Consider the following 15,887-nt stretch of genomic DNA (forward strand, 5'->3'; position numbering starts at 1 on the left):
GCGCGTGAGCCGTCTGCCTCGCCGCTGCTGGTTGTGATGTGTCAGCGGCTCAACTGTGACGCGTCATCAGGCGCCCTCGGCCCGGGAGTGTGAGGATCGATGACCATGACCACCAGCGAGACGACCATGACCAGCAGCGAGCACGAGCCCAGGGACAGCGGCCTGGCCTGGGACGACGATCGGGATTTCGCCGATGCGGACCGGGGGTTCATCGCCCCGCTGGAGCCTGGCCCGGTGCGGGCCGCGGACGGCCGGGTGGTGTGGGACACGGACGCGTACGGCTTCCTGGACGCGGAGTGTCCACCGACCGCGCATCCCTCGCTGTGGCGGCAGAGCGGGCTCGTGGCGCGGCAGGGGCTGTACGAGATCGTGCCGGGGATCTACCAGGTACGCGGCCTGGACATATCGAACATCACCTTCGTGGAGGGCGAGCGCGGTGTCGTCGTCATCGACCCGCTGATCAGCGCCGAGGTGGCCGCTGCCGCCCTCGCCCTGTACCGCGAACACCGCGGCGAACGGCCCGTGACAGGCGTGATCTACACCCACTCGCACGTCGACCACTTCGGCGGCGTCCGCGGCGTCGTCGATCCGGCCGAGGTCGCGGCCGGGCGGGTGCCGGTCATCGCCCCGGCCGGGTTCCTGGAGCACGCCGCCAGCGAGAACGTCTTCACCGGGACGGCGATGGCCCGCCGGTCGGGTTACATGTTCGGGGCCGCGCTGCCGAAGGGACCGGCCGGGCAGATCGGCTGCGGGCTCGGGCAGACGACGTCGACCGGCAGCGTCGGCCTGATCGCGCCGACGGTCGACATCAGCCGCACCGGGCAGGAGGAGACCGTCGACGGAGTGCGGCTGGTCTTCCAGCTCACGCCGGGCACGGAGGCTCCGGCGGAGATGAACTTCCACTTCCCTGACCTGCGGGTGCTGTGCGTGGCGGAGAACGCCTGCCACAGCCTGCACAACGTGCTCACCCTGCGCGGGGCGCTGGTGCGGGACCCCAGCGCCTGGGCGCGGTATCTGACCGAGACGATCCGCCTGTTCGCCGACGACACCCACGTCGTCTTCGCCTCCCACCACTGGCCCACCTGGGGCCAGGAGCGTGCGATCCGCTTCCTGGAGGAGCAGCGCGACGCCTGCGCCTATCTGCACGACCAGTCGGTTCGGCTGATCAACGCCGGATACACGGGTGCCGAGATCGCCGAGGAGCTCACCTTCCCGGCCCCGCTCGCCAGTGCGTGGCACGCGCGCGGCTACTACGGCACGCTGAGCCACAACGCCAAGGCCGTCTACCAGCGCTATATGGGCTGGTTCGACGGCAACCCCGCCCATCTGTGGCAGCACCCGCCCGTCGAAGCCGCCGTCCGGTACGTGGAGTTCATGGGCGGACCTGACGCGGTGGTCGCCAAGGCGCGCACCTCGTACGAGGCCGGGGACCTGAGGTGGGTCGCGGAGGTGCTCAGCCATGTCCTGTTCGCCGAGCCCGACCACCCCGAGGCCCGCGCGTTGCAGGCCGACACCTTCGAGCGGCTGGGCCATGGCTCCGAGTCCGGGCCCTGGCGCAACTTCTACCTGATGGGCGCCGCCGAGCTGCGCGACGGCATCCTCGGTACGCCGACGCCCACGGCGCCGGATGTCCTGGCCGCCTTGACGGCCGAGCAGGTCTTCCAGTCCATGGCCGTGCGCATCCACGGTCCGCGCGCGGCCGAGGCCGGACGCCTGCTGCTGCGCTGGGAGTTCACCGACACCGGCGAGGTGTGGACGCTGCTGCTGTCCAACGGGGCGCTCACCTCGATGCCCGGGGACGCTCCCCGGGGAGAGAAGCCCGCCACAGTGCTGCGGCTGGCCCGCACCACCCTGAACACGGTTCTCGGCGGGGCGACGACCTTCGCCGAGGAGATCGTGGGCGGTGCCGTGGTGCTCGACGGCGACGCCCACGCCCTGATCACGTTCGGCTCTCTGCTGGAATCAGCGGACCCGGACTTCGCGATCGTCACTCCCTGACGCGGGTGTCGGCGTCCCGCAGCAACAGGGCCGCGAGAGCCAGGGCCACGTCCCGGGGATCGGCGAGGTCCAGGCCGGTCAGGTCCTGGATCCGGGCGAGCCGGTTGTCCACCGAGTTGGGGTGCAGGCTGAGCAGGTGGGCAGTGGCCCGGCGGTCCTGACGCTGTTCCAGGTGGGTGCGCAGGGTCTCGACGAGTTCGGGACGGCCGGCCAAGGGGTCGAGCATGGCGACGATGCGGGCGCTGCCCTCGCTCGGGCGGGAGAGGTGGTACTCCAGCAGCACGTCCTCGAGTCGATGCACTCCGGGCAGCACACCGCAGGCGGCCGCGATCCGGACCACCTCCGCGGTCAGTTGTGCGGCGCGGGGGATGTCGCCGATCGCGGTCGCGGCATCGGCTGCCAGCCGCAGCTCCGATCCCGCCGTCTCACGCAGCAACTCCCGGAGCCGGCTGGGTGGTTCGACGATCCCCGGTACGACGACATGCCCGCCGTCACTGTCGAGCACGGCGAGCACCTCCGTGCCGAAGGCTCGGTCCAGCGCCGCCTGAACGCGTCGCGACAGCCGCCGGACGGTGACCGGAGAACGCCCGCCGGTGACCGCCGAAGTGCCGAAACGCAGGCACAGCACCAGCACGGGTCCGTCCGGCGTGGGTCCGCCGATGACCGGCCGGCCGTCCAGCAGGGCCCGGGCGCGGGAGCGGCGCTGCTCGTGTCGTTCGGCGACGAGGGCGATCTGCTCGTCGAGGTAGCTCTCCGCCACGGCTCCCACGACCCGGTCCACCGCGGTGAACAGCGCCTCGGTCAGCTCGGCCAGGGCCTCCTGCTCGCCGGGACCGGCCGCCTCCCGCAGGGCCCGCCACAGTTCCCGTGCACCCAGGGTGTAGCCGCGCAGCAGCAGGTGGAGCGGCATGCCCTCCTCCGCGCGCTGGGCGGCGCGTTCCTGGAAGTACTCCAGCGAGTCCCACCGAGATCCGTCGGGGGCGCCGCGCAGAAACAGCCGCATGCCGTGCCGCGCCGTCGCGGCGATCTCCACGTCCTTCACGTCACCCGGCAGCTCGGCGTAGCCACGCAGCTGCTCGAACACGCCCCGGGCCATGCGCCGGGCGAGGTCGTTGACCTGCGGCTCGCAGCGGGCTGCGAGCGCGGTTGCGGCGCGGGACAGCCTCGGCGGACGGTCGCCGGACCCCAGTTCCGCGTGTTCCTCATGGTCCATGGATCACCTCACCGCTGATGTGCCCGGTTCGGCTCGCAGACCCGTGCACACCACGTCGACCAGGCGCTGCCGGGCTTCCGGATCGCAGCCCTGACGTTCTCGGGCCACACAGCCGACCAGGAGCGCTTTCACATCGGCGCGTGTGATGTCCCGCCGTACTGCTCCCGCCTGCTGGGCCTTCGCCAGTAGCTCGCTCTCCACAGCGTCCAGGCTGTGCTTGGGATGGAAGGCGACCGCCTCCACGTCGAACCCGGCACCGCTGATCGCCTCGGCCAGACCGCGGTTCACAGCCGCCTGCTCGACCATCAGGGCCAGGAACTGGAAGAACGCGCTGCCTGGATCATTCTTCGCGGAGAGGTCCCGGGCCTTGTCGACGATGCCACTGACCAAGTGGAGCACGATCGCTTCGTACAGGGATTCCTTCGTCGGGAAATGGCGACTGACCGTGCCGGTGCCGACGCCGGCCCGCCGTGCGATATCGGCCACAGGCACCGCCAGGCCCTCGACGGCAAACGCCTCCATCGCAGCCTCCAGGACGCGCTTGCGATTGCGCTGGGCGTCAGAACGCATCGGGGAACCTTCCGACTCGACATCCGGGACGGCCGTCCCGTATCGTTAACCGGGACGCACCTCCCGATTGTAGTCGGGTGGGACTCCCGACCCTGCCTGGACATCCTGAGCCACTCGGCGGCAGGCGCGAATCCGACTCGGCAGCCATCACCGTCACCACTCCGGAGTAATTAGGAAAGGAACCCATGTCGTTTCCGAAATCCAGGAGCCATCCATGACCCCGCCGACCTCAGCCAAACCGCCAGGCCGCCCGATGGACGTCCACCGCGAAGCCGCGCTGTTGGACGCGACGTTGGAGCTGCTCTCCGAGGTCGGCTACGAGCGGCTGACCCTGACCGCCGTGTGCGAGCGGGCCAAGGCCAGCACGAAAACGATGTACCGCCGGTGGGCGAACAAGGACGAACTGATGGCCGCTGCGCTGCGCCGGGCCGCATTGCGGGTTGTCGACCAGTCGGCCCACGTGACCGCCACGGGATCGTTGCGCGGTGATCTGCTGCACAACCTGGCGCCGACCGGCGAACCGCAGGCGCAGTCTTCAGCCAGGTACATCTCCGGCCTGCTGGTCGCCGCGTCCGACGACGGCGGCGTCGGACGCATGGCCAAGGAACTCGTCCGCCTGCACCACGCCCGTCTGGCGGAGACCGTCCTGGGCTGGGCCAGGGAACGCGGCGAGGTCGGCGAAGACGCGGATCCCGTTCTGCTGGCGGATCTCACGCGGGCCGCGACCCTGCATCAGATCCTGGTCGCCGACGGCCAGGTCGATGCCGCGTTCGTGGAGAGCTTGGTGGACCGGGTACTGCTCCCCGTGCTCACGCCCCGGCAGAGCGGAGGCGCCCGGTGAAGATAAGTGTCGACCTGAACCGTTGCGAGGGTTACGGCCAGTGCGTGTTCGCAGCTCCCTCCGCCTTCACCCTGCATGGCCTGGAGGCTCTGACCTACGTACCGAACCCGCCCGACGAGATGCGGGACGCGGTGCACCGCGCCGCACTGGCCTGCCCTGTGCGCGCCATCACCGTCGGCATGGACAACGCGGAGGGACCCCACACGCCCAGCGTGGAAGCGGGTCGCCACGTGGTCATCGTCGGCGCCTCGCTCGCCGGGTTGCAGACCGCCGAGGCCCTGCGCGAGGACGGCTTCTCCGGACGGCTGACCCTCATCGGTGATGAGCCCCATCGCCCCTACGACCGGCCTCCGCTGACCAAGGCGTGCGTGAGCGAGAAGCTGCCGCCCGACCGCCTCGAACTGCCGGTCACCCAGTCCCTGGACGCGCACTTCCGGTTGGGTGTCCCTGCGACGGGGCTGGACACGGACCACCGTCTGGTCCGGCTGGCGGACGGCGGCACGGTCGGCTACGACGCCCTGGTCATCGCCACCGGCACCCGGGCCCGTCCCTTCCCCGGCGGCGCCGCCGACGGCATCGACGGCGTCCTCACCGTCCGCACCCGCGACGACGCCGAGGAACTCCAGCGGCGCCTGGCACGTCCGCCCCGTCGCGTCGCCGTCATCGGCGCCGGCTTCCTCGGTGGCGAACTGGCCTCCGGCTGCCGCGAACTCGGGCTCGACGTCACGCTCATCGAGGCACAGGCCACGCCGTTGCAGGGACCGTTGGGAAGCGTGATGGGTGGCGTGGTGGCGGACCTGGCCCGGAACAGGGGCGTGGACCTGCGGCTGGGGACCACCGTCGAGCGTTTCGTGGCGGACGAGACCGGAGCGCTGCGGCGGATCGTGCTGTCGGACGGCGACACCGTCGACGCGGACCTGGCCGTCGTCGCACTCGGCGCCCTGCGCAACGTCGAATGGCTGGACGGCTCTGCCGTACGGTCGGACAGCGGCGGGGTGCACTGCGACGACCAGTGCCGCGCTCTCGACCACGTCGGGCAGCCCCTGCCCGACGTGTACGTCGCCGGCGATGTCGCCGCCGCACCGCATCCCCTCCTCCCGGACCGCCGGCTGTCGGTGGAGCACTGGGGCAACGCCGTCACACAGGCCCGCACGGTCGCCCACAACATCACGCGCCGCCCCGACCAGGATCCGATCCCCCACACCGAGCTGCCGGCCTTCTGGTCCAGCCAGTTCGGCGTGAACATCAAGGGCGTCGGCCACCCCGGCATCGCCGACCGGATCGCGGTGGTCCAGGGCGCCCTCGGCCAGGGCTCCTTCAGCGTGCTGTACGGACGCGAAGACCGCACCGTCGCCGCGGTCACCTTCGACAACGGGCGTTACCTGCACTACTACGAATCCCTCGTCCGCCAAGGCGCGCCGTTCCCGGCCGAGTTCGTCGCCTGCGACGAGAACACTTCCCGCATCCTTCGGCCGGTCCGCTGACCACACCCCCCCCACACCGAAAGTGAGTGGCCCCCCATGGCGTCCACCCTGTTCAAGCAGGTTCTTCACACCGACAGCCGCCCTCACCCCTGGCCTGTCTACGCCGAGTTGCGCAAGGAACCGGTCTCCCTCCAGGACGACGGAACCTACGTCATCAGCGGATACGACGAGGTCAGTGCACTGCTGCGCGACCCGCGTATCTCCTCCGACGGCGGCAAGGCCACCCCGGACAGCCGGATCGGTGCCAACGCCCCGGCCCCCGGTACCCCTACGCCGTTCCTCCTGCGGGACAACCCCGCGCACGACCAGCTGCGCGGCATCGCCCAGCGCCACTTCGGCCCGCCCGCACGCCCGGGCTTCGTCGAGAGCCTGCGGCCGATGGTGGAAGAGCTCATCCGCGACCACATCGACCACCTGACCGGGCGCACCGAGTTCGACCTGGTTTCGGAGTTCTCCTACCCGATCCCCGTCCGCGTGGCCTGCCACCTCCTGGGCGTTCCGCTCGAGGACGCCGACACGCTCAGCTCTCTCGGCGAGGAGTCGGCCGCCGGCCCGGAGTTCCTGGTCGACCCGCGTGACCCGCAGGCCGCCGCGGTCAGGAACCATGCCGCGCAGGAACTGGCCAAGTACTTCCTTGCCCACATCGAGCGGCTTCGCAAGACGCCGGGCCAGGACATATTGTCCCGGATGATCCACGACGACGGCCCGGGCAGCCCGATGACCGTGCCGGAGCTGCTCAGCACCGCCACGATGCTCTTCGTCGGCGGCCACGAGACCACCGTCAACCTCATCACCAACAGCATGCTCCTGCTGCTACGCCACCCCGAGCAGCTGGCTCGCCTCCAGGCCGACCCCTCCCTCGCCGACGGTGCCATCGAGGAGACCCTGCGCCTGGAGCCCTCCGTGCACCTGCGGCCACGTGTCGCCGTCGACGACATCACCCTCGGCGACCACACCATCCCCAAAGGCTCCTCGGTCATCCTCGCCCTCGCCGCGGCCAACCGGGACCCGCGCCGCTTCCCCGACCCGGACACCTTCGACATCACCCGCCCCGACACCAGCCATCTCAGCTTCGGCGCCGGCATCCACTTCTGCTTCGGGGCCGGACTCGGCCGCATGGAGGGCCAGATCGCGGTGCGCGAGCTGACCGGGCGCCTGGTCAACCCCCGCTTGTCGCAGGACCCGCCGCCCTACCGCCCGATGCCCGACCTGCGCGGCCCGTCGGCCCTGCGGCTCACCGTGGATGACGTCCGCCCCTACGACAGTGAGGAAGTGATCTCAAAGTGAACGGAATCTCGTTCAAGGGAAGGGTCGCCATCGTGACCGGCGCCGGCGGCGGTCTGGGGCGAGCGCACGCGCTCGCCCTCGCCTCGCGCGGCGCCCAGGTGGTCGTCAACGACCTGGGCGGCACCATCGCGGGTACCGGCGGGGGCACCTCCATGGCCGACCAGGTCGTCAAGGAGATCGTCGGCGCGGGGGGCCAAGCCGTCGCGAACTACGACTCGGTCGCCACCCCAGAGGGCGGCAAGGCCATCGTTCAGACCGCTCTCGATGCCTTCGGGACCGTGGACATTCTGATCAACAACGCGGGCAACATCCGCAACGCCCCCTTCACCGAGCTCACCCCCGATTCGATCGAGGCCTTGCTCGCCGTACACGTCAAGGGCGCCTTCTACGTCACCCAGCCCACCTTCGCCGTGATGCGCGACAAGGGCTACGGCCGGATCGTGTTCACCTCCTCCGCCTCCGGAATCTTCGGCAATCCCGAGCAGGCGAACTACGGCGCGGCCAAGGGAGCCGTCCTGGGACTGGCCAACGTGGTGGCTCTCGAAGGCGCCCCCCACGGCATCCAGGTCAACACCATTCTGCCGATGGCCCAGAGCCGGATGGGCGCGGACATGAACCCGGACATGATGGCGGGCCTACCCACCACCCCGGCGCACACCGAGCCCGAAATGATCACCGCGATGGTCGCCTATTTGGCCAGCGAGGAAAATCCCTACACCCACGAAGTCTTCTCCATCGCCCGAGGCCGCTACGCCCGCGCCTTCATGGGAGTCACCGAGGGCTGGCACGTCGCCGCCGACGAGCCCCTCGCCACCGTCGACGACGTGCGGAAGCACATCGGTCGAATCCGTGACCAGGATGGCTACCACGTCCCCGGTTCTCTGATCGAGGAGGCCGGACTCATCCCGTGATCCGGTCGTGCGGCGACCGTCGCCTCGCATCTGCGCCATGACGACAAGCTCCGCGCCGCCGGCATGTCGTCGTCCGGAGGATGCCGTTCCAGATCCCGTTTCCGTCACCCTGACCCACCTCGCGCCCCGGCCGGCGGTTCCCAACGGCTGACCGGGCTTCTCGTCCGGCCGGACGGACCCGGCCCATGGCCCGGTGTCGTCCTCGTGCATGAGGTCCTCGGCACCAATGACGAGATGCTCCGACAGGCGCGGCGGCTCGCAAGCGCCGGATACCTGACCCTGATGCCCGACCTCTATACCGACGGAGGCAAACGGCGCTGCCTGATACCCACCATGCGGGCCGCGCTTACCAGGACATTTCTGCATGGGCGGCTCCTTCGCCCTCATGGCGGCAGGCAGCGGAATCTTCGACGCCGCCTCCGCCAACTATGGGCAACCCCCCAAGGGCATGGACACAGCCCTGGCCGACGCCTGTCCCATCGTCGCCAGCTACGGAGGACGCGACCGACAACTCAAGGGAGCAGCGGCCAGGCTCGACTCCGCCCTGGACCGGCTCGACGTCATACGCGACGTGAAGGAGTACCCCCAGGCAGGCCACGGCTTCCTCAACGACACGCAATTCGGCCCACGCCCGGCACACCCACTGCTCCGCGTCGCAGGCATCGGACCCGACCCAGAAGCCGCCACCGACGCATGGCAACGCATCGAGGCATTCTTCGACACTCACCTGAACCACCCGGCAGCCCAAGTGGACCTCGCCGGTTTCAAGTCCTCACGAGAGGGTTCCCGCAGGGAGGTCCTGCTCGGTCCAGATGCATTTGCCCTCGCCGAGGAAACGCGTGCCCCAGCGTCGTGAGAGCGCGGCCACCAGGCACAGACCCCGGCCGCCCTCATCGGTGTGACCTGCGCGCCGGATGCGCGGGGTGGTAAGGCTGCCGTCGTAGACCTCGCAGATCAACGACTGGCTGCGCAGCAGACGCAGGCGTACGGGGCCCTTGGCGTGGCGAACCACATTGCCGACCAACTCACTCACCAGCAACTCAGTCGTCATTTCGAGCTCCTCCAGCCCCCAGGCGGCCAGCTGCGCGCGAACGTACTGGCGGGCCTGGCCTGCCGCCCGGGGGTCCACCGACAGGCTGTACGAGGCGATGTCGCCGACGGGCGTGCTCCGGGTCTGGGCGATGAGCAGGGCCGCGTCGTCGTTCGTCCGCTCGCGGTGGGGCAGAAGGGCCGAGACGATGTCGTCGCAAAGGGCGTCGAGCCGGCGTGAGGCCTCGTCCCTGGAGTCGGCCGAGAAGTACGACCTGCCAGCCATGGCCTTCTCGAGGAAGTACCGCAGTTCTGCCAGCCCTTGATCGACGGCCCGGTCGGCGGACTCCACGAGACCGTCTGTGCAGAACACCAGGAGACTCTCCTCCGGCAGGTGCAGTTCATGGACCTCGAAGGGGGGGTCCGCGGCGCCCAGAGGTGGGTTGACAGACAGGTCGGGGGAGTGGACCGTACCGTCCGCATGGACGATGACGGGCGGGAGATGCCCGGCCAGGGCCAGCGAACAGACCCGGGTGACCGGGTCGTAGACGGCGTAGGAGCACGTGGCGTAGTAGTCCTCACCCAGGTCGCCGACGATCTCGCTGAGATGGCCGAGCAGTTCGTCGGGTTCCAGTTCCAGATCGGCGAGAGTACGGACAGCGGTACGCAACCGTCCCATGGTCGCGGCCTCGGAGATGCCGTGCCCCATGACGTCGCCGATCACCATGGCGACCCTGTCGGAGGAGAGCGGGATCACGTCGTACCAGTCCCCGCCCACGCTGCTGCCCCGGCCTGAGGGCAGGTAGCGGGCGGCGGCGGCGACGGCGGGCAGGTCGGGCAGCGTCCTGGGGAGCAGGTCACGCTGGAGTCGTTGCGCGCGCGTGTGCTCGGCGTCGTAGAGACGGGCTCGCTCCAGGGCCTGTGCGACCAGACCGCTGACAGCGGTCAGCAGGGTGCGTTCCCCCTCGCTGAAGGAGCGCGGTCGGGCGAAGGAGACGACGCAGCAGCCGATGGCGTGACCGGACGCGATGAGTGGGAGGAACGCCCATGCGTGTTTGGTGGACCCGGTTGTCAGGCCCTCCAAGTTCGGGTAGCGCTGGATGAACTCCGCCGTGGACTCGATGAAACTGGGCGTACGGGTGCGCAGGGCGTCGGTGACCGCGGTGTTGGCGGCCAGCGGCACTCCGTCGATCGAGCGAAGGAAGTCCGCCGTGTACCCGACGGAGTCGACCACGTGCACGCGCCCGCCCTCCAGGGTTTCGACGACAAGCCCGTCGGCACCGAACGGCGGCAGGACATGCTCCGCGACGGCCCGGACCACGTCCTTGGACGACACTGCTTCGGTGAGCGCGACGGTCAGGTGACCCATGCGCGCCGTTCGCCCGGCCGCGGACCGCTCTTCGGCCGTGCGCCCGGCTTCGCGCAGCCGCAGCTCGGTGACGTCGGCGAAGGAGATCGTCAGTCCTCCGCTCCCCAAAGGGACCAGCCGTGTTTGGTAGAAACGCTGATCAGCGGGCCAGCGAAGATCGAAGTTGACCGGTGTTCTCTCGGCGGACGCTCTTCGGCACTGTGCTTCCAGGCCAGGCACGTGGCTGGCGGAAACGTCCCACAGAACGCTCCCGATGGCTGTCCGGTCAATGCCGAGGACACGCTCAGCCACCTTGTTGAGAAAGGTGATACGCCAGTCGCCGTCGACCGCCACGAAGGCGTCGCTCATGGCGTCGAGGGTTCGGGCGACCCCATCCCGCGGATCTCGCGCCGCGGTCGGAGCGAGAGCGGGGACTGCGTCCAGGTGCCCCGCGGCCCACTCCGCCACCGAGTGCAGGAGGGATCGCCGTGCCGGTTCCGGCTCGCCGGGCTCCCCTGTGCAAACGGACAGTGCGCCGACGGGCCCGTTCCGGCCGGGCAGCGGCACGGACGCGATGCCGTCGGCCCCGATTCCCAAGCTGTCCGCGTCGAGCCAGACATAGCCGGCGCGGCGCACGGCACACGCGGGTGGGACGTCCTCGGCCACCGGGATGGCGGCCCAGCGTTCGGCGGTTCTGGGGGCAAGGCCACTGACCGCGACCAGACGCAATGGTCCGCCTTCGGAATCGCACCGGTGCATGAGACCGCCCAGGGCTCCCAGGCCGGCGGTCGCCTGGTGCAGGGCGAGCTCGAGGGCCTCGGTGTTGGACAGCCCCTCGGCGGCGGACGCCAGCAACGCCAGTCGTACGGGGTCAAGCCCCTCGGCACGGCTGCCGCGCCCGGCAGAATGAGCCGACACGTCGCCTCCCGTGGCCTTGTCTCCCGAGCTTGCTGTCATCACCGTAGTTCGCAATGGGCTCGCAAACCTCCTCGAATCCTAATAAAACCGGCGATGGATCGATGTGACGGCGGCCTACGCGGTCGTCAGGGGGCTTGAGTGCGTGCGCGACGGGCAACCCGAAGAACGAACCTCGGTCTCACAGCCGCGGAGCGGTGGGCGCGCTGGGCGGCGAGCTCCTCGTGCGGCGTGAGGAACGCCTCGGCCTCGTCGAGGCGGCCGGTCATCATCAGGGCGTTGGCGTAGATGTCCTGCCACGGCCAGAAGCCCGGCTCGTTGATCGCCTCCACAGTGGGCAGCCGGCGGATCGGGGCGAATGCCTCGAGGCCGCGCTCTGCCCGACGCGGCGCCGGCAGGGTGTCGAGCCAGTAGCCGTGCTGAATGAAGTAAGGCCCTCGTCCTCGGTGCGCACGCCGCTGGCGTTGCGCCCCGGACATTTCCCCAGGGTTGACCCAGGGGGCTATTGATATCGTGGTCGTTTCGGTGGGACTCAGGCATCTGCGGTATTTGTCGGCCGTCGCCGAGACGCGCCATTTAGGAAAGGCCGAGAAGGCCCTTCCCCAGGGCGTCCGGCAATCCGATTTCATCCCCGAGAGAGGGCTTACCGCGATGAGTGTTTCCGTTCGGCTGGTCAAGCGGGGACTGACCCGCTGGGTTTCGACGGACGAGCCGATGAGAGCGGCGGACGTCGACAAACGCTGTACTGCGGAGGTGATCGAGAAGACGATCGCCCATCTCGGCTCCGTCAGGGTCACCTCGGCCACGATCAACACCAGCGGGCGGTTCGAGAATCCGCAGAAGCCCCCGGCCGGCATGCCGGCGGCGCCTTTCGTCGGCTATCTGCGCCGGCGAGGCGGATGTCGGCATCCGTGATCCGCGCCCGAACGCCTACGCGCTGGACGAGAAGACGCGGGAACTGGACTGGGAACTGCTGCGTGACTGGTCCTACCGGGCCACCCACGATATGACCCTGATCGGCAAGGCGGTTCTGTGTACGGGCCGTCAGGCGAGGGTGACCTCGACCGGCAGTTTCTTGATGCCGTTGACGAAGTTGGAGCGGACCCGGGGGACGTCGCCGGCGAGGCGGATGCCGGCCAGGCGCGGGATCAGTTCCTCGAACATGATGCGGATCTCGGTGCGGGCGAGCAGGTTGCCCAGGCACAGGTGGGGGCCGCCCTTGCCGAAGGTGAGGTGGTCGTTGTGCTGGCGGGTGACGTCGAAGTCGTACGGGTTGCCGAAGACCTCTTCGTCGCGGTTGCCGGAGGCGTACCACATGACGACCTTGTCGCCCTCCTTCACCTGCTTGCCGCCGAGTTCGACGTCGCGTGTCGCGGTGCGGCGGAAGTGGTAGACGGGCGTGGCCCAGCGCAGGAACTCCTCGACGGCGACCGGGATGAGGGAGGGGTCTTCCTGGAGCCTGGCCAGCTGTTCGGGGTGCTGGATGAGAGCCAGCATGGAGTGCGAGATGGTGTGGCGGGTGGTCTCGTTGCCGGCCACGACCAGCAGCAGGAAGTAGTTGTCGAAGTCCTGCGCGGAGAGCGGCACGCCGTCGCGCGGGGTCTGGTTGATGAGCCTGGAGATGAGGTCGGTGCCGGTGCGGCCACGCCGCCGGCGGACCAACTCCCGTCCGTACTCGAAGACCTCCAGCGAGGCCGGGCTGCGGAAGGGCAGATCCTTGTACTGCTCGCTCTCCTCGCTGTGGAGGAGGACATCGGCGTAGTCGGGGTCCGTGTTGCCGATAATGCGGTTGCCCCAGTCGATGAGCTGCTGGTTGTCCTCCGGGGGGACGTCGAGGAGGCGGGCGAGGACGTTGATGGGGAAGTCGGCGGAGACGTCGGCGACGAAGTCGAACGTGCCCTTGGCCAGGGCCGCGTCCAGCGTCCTGGCGGTCAGGCCGCGCAGGAAGTCGGCGTACTCGTTGATGACGCCCTGGCCGAACTGGCGCTGAAGCAGGCTGCGCATCGCGCGATGGCGTACGCCGTCCAGTTCCAGGATGGAGGCGCGCTTCTTGATCTGGTCGTCGTCGAGTTCTTCGAGGTTGACGAACTTGGTGGAGGTGAACGTCTGCGCGTCGCGTCCCACGCGGGCGATGTCCTCGTGCCGGGTGACGGCCCAGAACCCGTGGTTGGGCTCGGGCTCCGGCTGCCAGTGGACCGGGTCTTGATGGCGCAGCGTGTGGAACATGCGCCAGGGGGTGACGCCGTCGAGGAACTTGTCGTTGTCGGCGAGGTCGATTTCGTGCAGCGGCATCGGGTCGTCGGGGGCGTGGTGGGTGTCGGCGGTGTTCAGGGCGCTCGTCATGGTGTGCTCCTGGCGGGGTGCTCAGAGGTGGTAGGAGTACTCGGCGAACTCCCAGTCGGTGACATGTCGTTGGAAGCGTTCGGCCTCGTCGCGCTTGTAGGCGAGGAAGGACGCGGTGAAGTCCTTGCCCAGCAGGTCGGTGAGCGCTTCGTCGGCTTCGAGGGCGTCGAGCGCGGCGGTCAGGTTCATCGGGAGGACCTGGGACTTCGCCGGGTCGTAGCCGTAGCCCTCCAGCGGTGCGGGCGGCTCCTTGCCCTCCTGGACGCCGAGCAGGGCGGCGGCGGTGAGCGCGGCGATCGCCAGATACGGGTTGGCGCTGGCGTCGCCGAGCCGTAGCTCCAGGCGGGTGCCAAAGCCGCGCTCGGGCGGGATGCGGACCATGGCGCTTCGGTTGTCCAGGCCCCAGTTGATCAGCCAGGGCGCGAGGGTGCCGGGCCCGAAGCGCTTGTACGAGTTGACGGTCGGGTTGAGCAGCGCGGCGAGCGCCGGGGCGTGCGCGAGGATGCCGGCCATGGCGTACCGGGCGTTGTCGGAGAGACCGAAGGCGCCGGCCGGGTCGTCGAAGACGTTGCGGCCGTCGGCATCGACGCAGGAGAAGTGCAGGTGGAAGCCGGAGCCGCCCGAGTCGTTGAAGGGCTTGGCCATGAAGGTGGCCAACTTGCCTTCCTTACGCGCCAGTTCCTTGACAGCGGCCTTGAAGCGGAAGGCCCGGTCAGCGGCGTCCAGGGCATCGGAGTGGGTCAGGTTGATCTCGTACTGGCCGCCGTCGAACTCGTGGTTGCCGGTGATGACGCCGATGCCGAGGTCGCGCAGCTGCCGCAGGGTACGCAGCAGGTGGTTGTCGGGGTCGGCGCGCAGGCCGGCGGTGTAGACGGCTCCGGTGACGGCGGGGCTGCGCCGCCACCCGTTCGGTGCGGTGGCGTCCTCTTCGAGGAGGAAGTACTCCAGTTCCGGGCCGATGACCGGGCGCAGGCCCGCGTCCGTACATCGGGCCAGTACCGAGTGCAGCAGATCGCGCGGCGACTCCGCGGAGGGGCCGCCGGTCGCGGGGTTGATGGTGTCACCTAGACACCACGCCACGCCTGGCTCCCAGGGCACCCGTGCGAGGGTGCTCAGATCCGGTCGCACGGAGATGTCGGGCAGGCCGGCATCGATGCCGCCCTGGATCGCGACGACGCCGCCGCGCGGGGTGGTGTGGTAGACGGCGCGGCAGAAGGCCAGGCCGTGCTCGCAGGCCGACGGCAGGTGGTCGAGCAGCACGTCGCGGGCACGGTCGGTGCCGATGAGGTCGGGGTAGGTCACCCGGACCACGTCGATGCCCTCGGCGGCGAGCCGCTCCTGGTGCCGGCGGACGGATGGGGTGTCGTGAGCGCTCACCGATGTCTCCTCGGCGGATTCGGGGCACCTCTCGGGCCTCGGGCCCGGGGGAGGGTGGCGGAGCGAAGACTGGAGCCGGGGCGCCGGGCGATGCCGCGGTCGTGAAGCCCCGGTCAATCATTTGAAGCCAAACGGTATGGAGATGGCCGCCTTCCCGCAAGGGGGTGCGGCAATGAATTTATCCATCCGGATAGGTATTGACCAGAGCGTGGCGGCTTCCTATGTTGTTTGAAGCCAAACGAGTCAGGGGTTCGGTTCTCCCGTACCCCTTTGGCCAGGGGCCCGGCCACAGGCCGGGCCCTCCCATCCCGCTGCTTCCCCCTCTCTCCCGCCCGCCTCTCCCGCCCGCCCCGGCGCACTCACCTTCCAGGAGGACCGGCCATGAAGGTCGTCGTCGACATGAACAAGTGCCAGGACCACGGACAGTGCGTCTTCGCGGCCCCCGACGTCTTCCAGCTGGACGACAACGGACGGCTGGCCTACGTCAGCGACGCGGACGACACCCTGCGCGACGAGGTCGAGGAAGCCGCCGACGTCTGTCCGCTCCAGGCCATCCGGATCGAGGACTGAG

At 69.5% G+C, this 15,887-nt stretch carries 14 protein-coding genes and 1 pseudogene; 9 read left to right on the forward strand and 6 right to left on the reverse strand.

The window, feature by feature from the left end; all coding sequences use genetic code 11:
* Positions 1-126: 126 nt before the first annotated feature.
* Positions 127-1,998 (forward strand): alkyl sulfatase dimerization domain-containing protein, encoded by a 1,872-nt coding sequence (locus AB0I77_RS39620; RefSeq protein ID WP_363287738.1) that lies wholly within the window; start codon positions 127-129, stop codon positions 1,996-1,998.
* Here the strand turns inward: AB0I77_RS39620 and AB0I77_RS39625 are convergent.
* Both AB0I77_RS39625 and AB0I77_RS39630 read right to left on the reverse strand, forming a co-directional pair.
* Entirely contained in the window at positions 1,988-3,211 is a 1,224-nt protein-coding gene (locus AB0I77_RS39625; RefSeq protein ID WP_363287667.1) for a helix-turn-helix domain-containing protein, read from the reverse strand. The two genes, AB0I77_RS39620 and AB0I77_RS39625, sit on opposite strands and share 11 nt — an antisense overlap.
* A gap of 3 nt (positions 3,212-3,214) precedes the next feature.
* Positions 3,215-3,781, reverse strand: coding sequence for a helix-turn-helix domain-containing protein (locus tag AB0I77_RS39630; RefSeq protein ID WP_363287668.1), 567 nt, complete (start codon positions 3,779-3,781; stop codon positions 3,215-3,217).
* A 214-nt stretch (positions 3,782-3,995) separates the two neighbouring features.
* Between AB0I77_RS39630 and AB0I77_RS39635 the strand changes: the two genes are divergently transcribed.
* The 6 genes and pseudogenes from AB0I77_RS39635 to AB0I77_RS39660 all read left to right on the forward strand — a co-directional run bounded on the left by AB0I77_RS39635 (position 3,996) and on the right by AB0I77_RS39660 (position 9,160).
* Positions 3,996-4,622, forward strand: a complete 627-nt coding sequence (locus tag AB0I77_RS39635; protein WP_363287669.1) for a TetR/AcrR family transcriptional regulator — start codon at positions 3,996-3,998, stop codon at positions 4,620-4,622.
* The gene (locus AB0I77_RS39640; protein WP_363287670.1) at positions 4,619-6,106 is read left to right on the forward strand and encodes an FAD-dependent oxidoreductase; all 1,488 of its coding nucleotides are present in this window, start codon (positions 4,619-4,621) and stop codon (positions 6,104-6,106) included. Before AB0I77_RS39635 ends, AB0I77_RS39640 begins: the two co-directional genes overlap by 4 nt.
* A 36-nt stretch (positions 6,107-6,142) precedes the next feature.
* Entirely contained in the window at positions 6,143-7,393 is a 1,251-nt protein-coding gene (locus AB0I77_RS39645) for a cytochrome P450 (RefSeq protein ID WP_363287671.1), read from the forward strand.
* Positions 7,390-8,304 (forward strand): SDR family NAD(P)-dependent oxidoreductase, encoded by a 915-nt coding sequence (locus AB0I77_RS39650; RefSeq protein ID WP_363287672.1) that lies wholly within the window; start codon positions 7,390-7,392, stop codon positions 8,302-8,304. The genes AB0I77_RS39645 and AB0I77_RS39650 overlap by 4 nt, the downstream gene beginning before the upstream one ends.
* Positions 8,305-8,367: 63 nt before the next feature.
* Positions 8,368-8,553: pseudogene (locus tag AB0I77_RS39655) on the forward strand (hypothetical protein); the annotation flags it as partial.
* A gap of 115 nt (positions 8,554-8,668) precedes the next feature.
* Positions 8,669-9,160, forward strand: a complete 492-nt coding sequence (locus tag AB0I77_RS39660; RefSeq protein ID WP_363287673.1) for a dienelactone hydrolase family protein — start codon at positions 8,669-8,671, stop codon at positions 9,158-9,160.
* Here AB0I77_RS39660 and AB0I77_RS39665 read toward each other — a convergent pair.
* Positions 9,077-11,599 (reverse strand): SpoIIE family protein phosphatase, encoded by a 2,523-nt coding sequence (locus tag AB0I77_RS39665; RefSeq protein ID WP_363287674.1) that lies wholly within the window; start codon positions 11,597-11,599, stop codon positions 9,077-9,079. The two genes, AB0I77_RS39660 and AB0I77_RS39665, sit on opposite strands and share 84 nt — an antisense overlap.
* Positions 11,600-11,724: 125 nt before the next feature.
* The gene (locus tag AB0I77_RS39670) at positions 11,725-12,075 is read right to left on the reverse strand and encodes a hypothetical protein (protein WP_363287675.1); all 351 of its coding nucleotides are present in this window, start codon (positions 12,073-12,075) and stop codon (positions 11,725-11,727) included.
* A 10-nt stretch (positions 12,076-12,085) separates the two neighbouring features.
* Here AB0I77_RS39670 and AB0I77_RS39675 point away from each other — a divergent pair, with 10 nt between their 5' ends.
* On the forward strand, positions 12,086-12,511 hold the full coding sequence (locus AB0I77_RS39675; RefSeq protein ID WP_363287676.1) for a hypothetical protein: 426 nt from the start codon (positions 12,086-12,088) through the stop codon (positions 12,509-12,511).
* Between the two features lie 129 nt (positions 12,512-12,640).
* Here AB0I77_RS39675 and AB0I77_RS39680 read toward each other — a convergent pair whose 3' ends face one another.
* Together AB0I77_RS39680 and AB0I77_RS39685 are read right to left on the reverse strand one after the other, a co-directional pair.
* Positions 12,641-13,939, reverse strand: coding sequence for a cytochrome P450 (locus AB0I77_RS39680; protein ID WP_363287677.1), 1,299 nt, complete (start codon positions 13,937-13,939; stop codon positions 12,641-12,643).
* Between the two features lie 21 nt (positions 13,940-13,960).
* Positions 13,961-15,316: a glutamine synthetase family protein gene (locus tag AB0I77_RS39685; RefSeq protein ID WP_363287678.1), complete on the reverse strand. Its 1,356-nt coding sequence runs from the start codon at positions 15,314-15,316 to the stop codon at positions 13,961-13,963.
* A gap of 381 nt (positions 15,317-15,697) precedes the next feature.
* On the opposite strand from AB0I77_RS39685, the gene AB0I77_RS39690 reads away from it, so the two are divergent.
* Entirely contained in the window at positions 15,698-15,886 is a 189-nt protein-coding gene (locus AB0I77_RS39690) for a ferredoxin (protein WP_363287679.1), read from the forward strand.
* Position 15,887 lies beyond the last annotated feature (1 nt).

The organism is Streptomyces sp. NPDC050619, from assembly GCF_040654815.1.
In the GTDB taxonomy this organism is placed as follows: Bacteria; Actinomycetota; Actinomycetes; order Streptomycetales; family Streptomycetaceae; genus Streptomyces.

What these genes read in the sequence shown, in the direction of transcription:
- AB0I77_RS39620 (WP_363287738.1), top strand. Translation starts at nt 127, where the DNA reads ATGACCAGCAGCGAGCACGAGCCCAGGGACAGCGGCCTGGCCTGGGAC.
- AB0I77_RS39625 (WP_363287667.1), bottom strand. Translation starts at nt 3,211, where the DNA reads ATGGACCATGAGGAACACGCGGAACTGGGGTCCGGCGACCGTCCGCCG.
- AB0I77_RS39630 (WP_363287668.1), bottom strand. Translation starts at nt 3,781, where the DNA reads ATGCGTTCTGACGCCCAGCGCAATCGCAAGCGCGTCCTGGAGGCTGCG.
- AB0I77_RS39635 (WP_363287669.1), top strand. Translation starts at nt 3,996, where the DNA reads ATGACCCCGCCGACCTCAGCCAAACCGCCAGGCCGCCCGATGGACGTC.
- AB0I77_RS39645 (WP_363287671.1), top strand. Translation starts at nt 6,143, where the DNA reads ATGGCGTCCACCCTGTTCAAGCAGGTTCTTCACACCGACAGCCGCCCT.
- AB0I77_RS39660 (WP_363287673.1), top strand. Translation starts at nt 8,669, where the DNA reads ATGGGCGGCTCCTTCGCCCTCATGGCGGCAGGCAGCGGAATCTTCGAC.
- AB0I77_RS39670 (WP_363287675.1), bottom strand. Translation starts at nt 12,075, where the DNA reads ATGTCCGGGGCGCAACGCCAGCGGCGTGCGCACCGAGGACGAGGGCCT.
- AB0I77_RS39680 (WP_363287677.1), bottom strand. Translation starts at nt 13,939, where the DNA reads ATGACGAGCGCCCTGAACACCGCCGACACCCACCACGCCCCCGACGAC.
- AB0I77_RS39690 (WP_363287679.1), top strand. Translation starts at nt 15,698, where the DNA reads ATGAAGGTCGTCGTCGACATGAACAAGTGCCAGGACCACGGACAGTGC.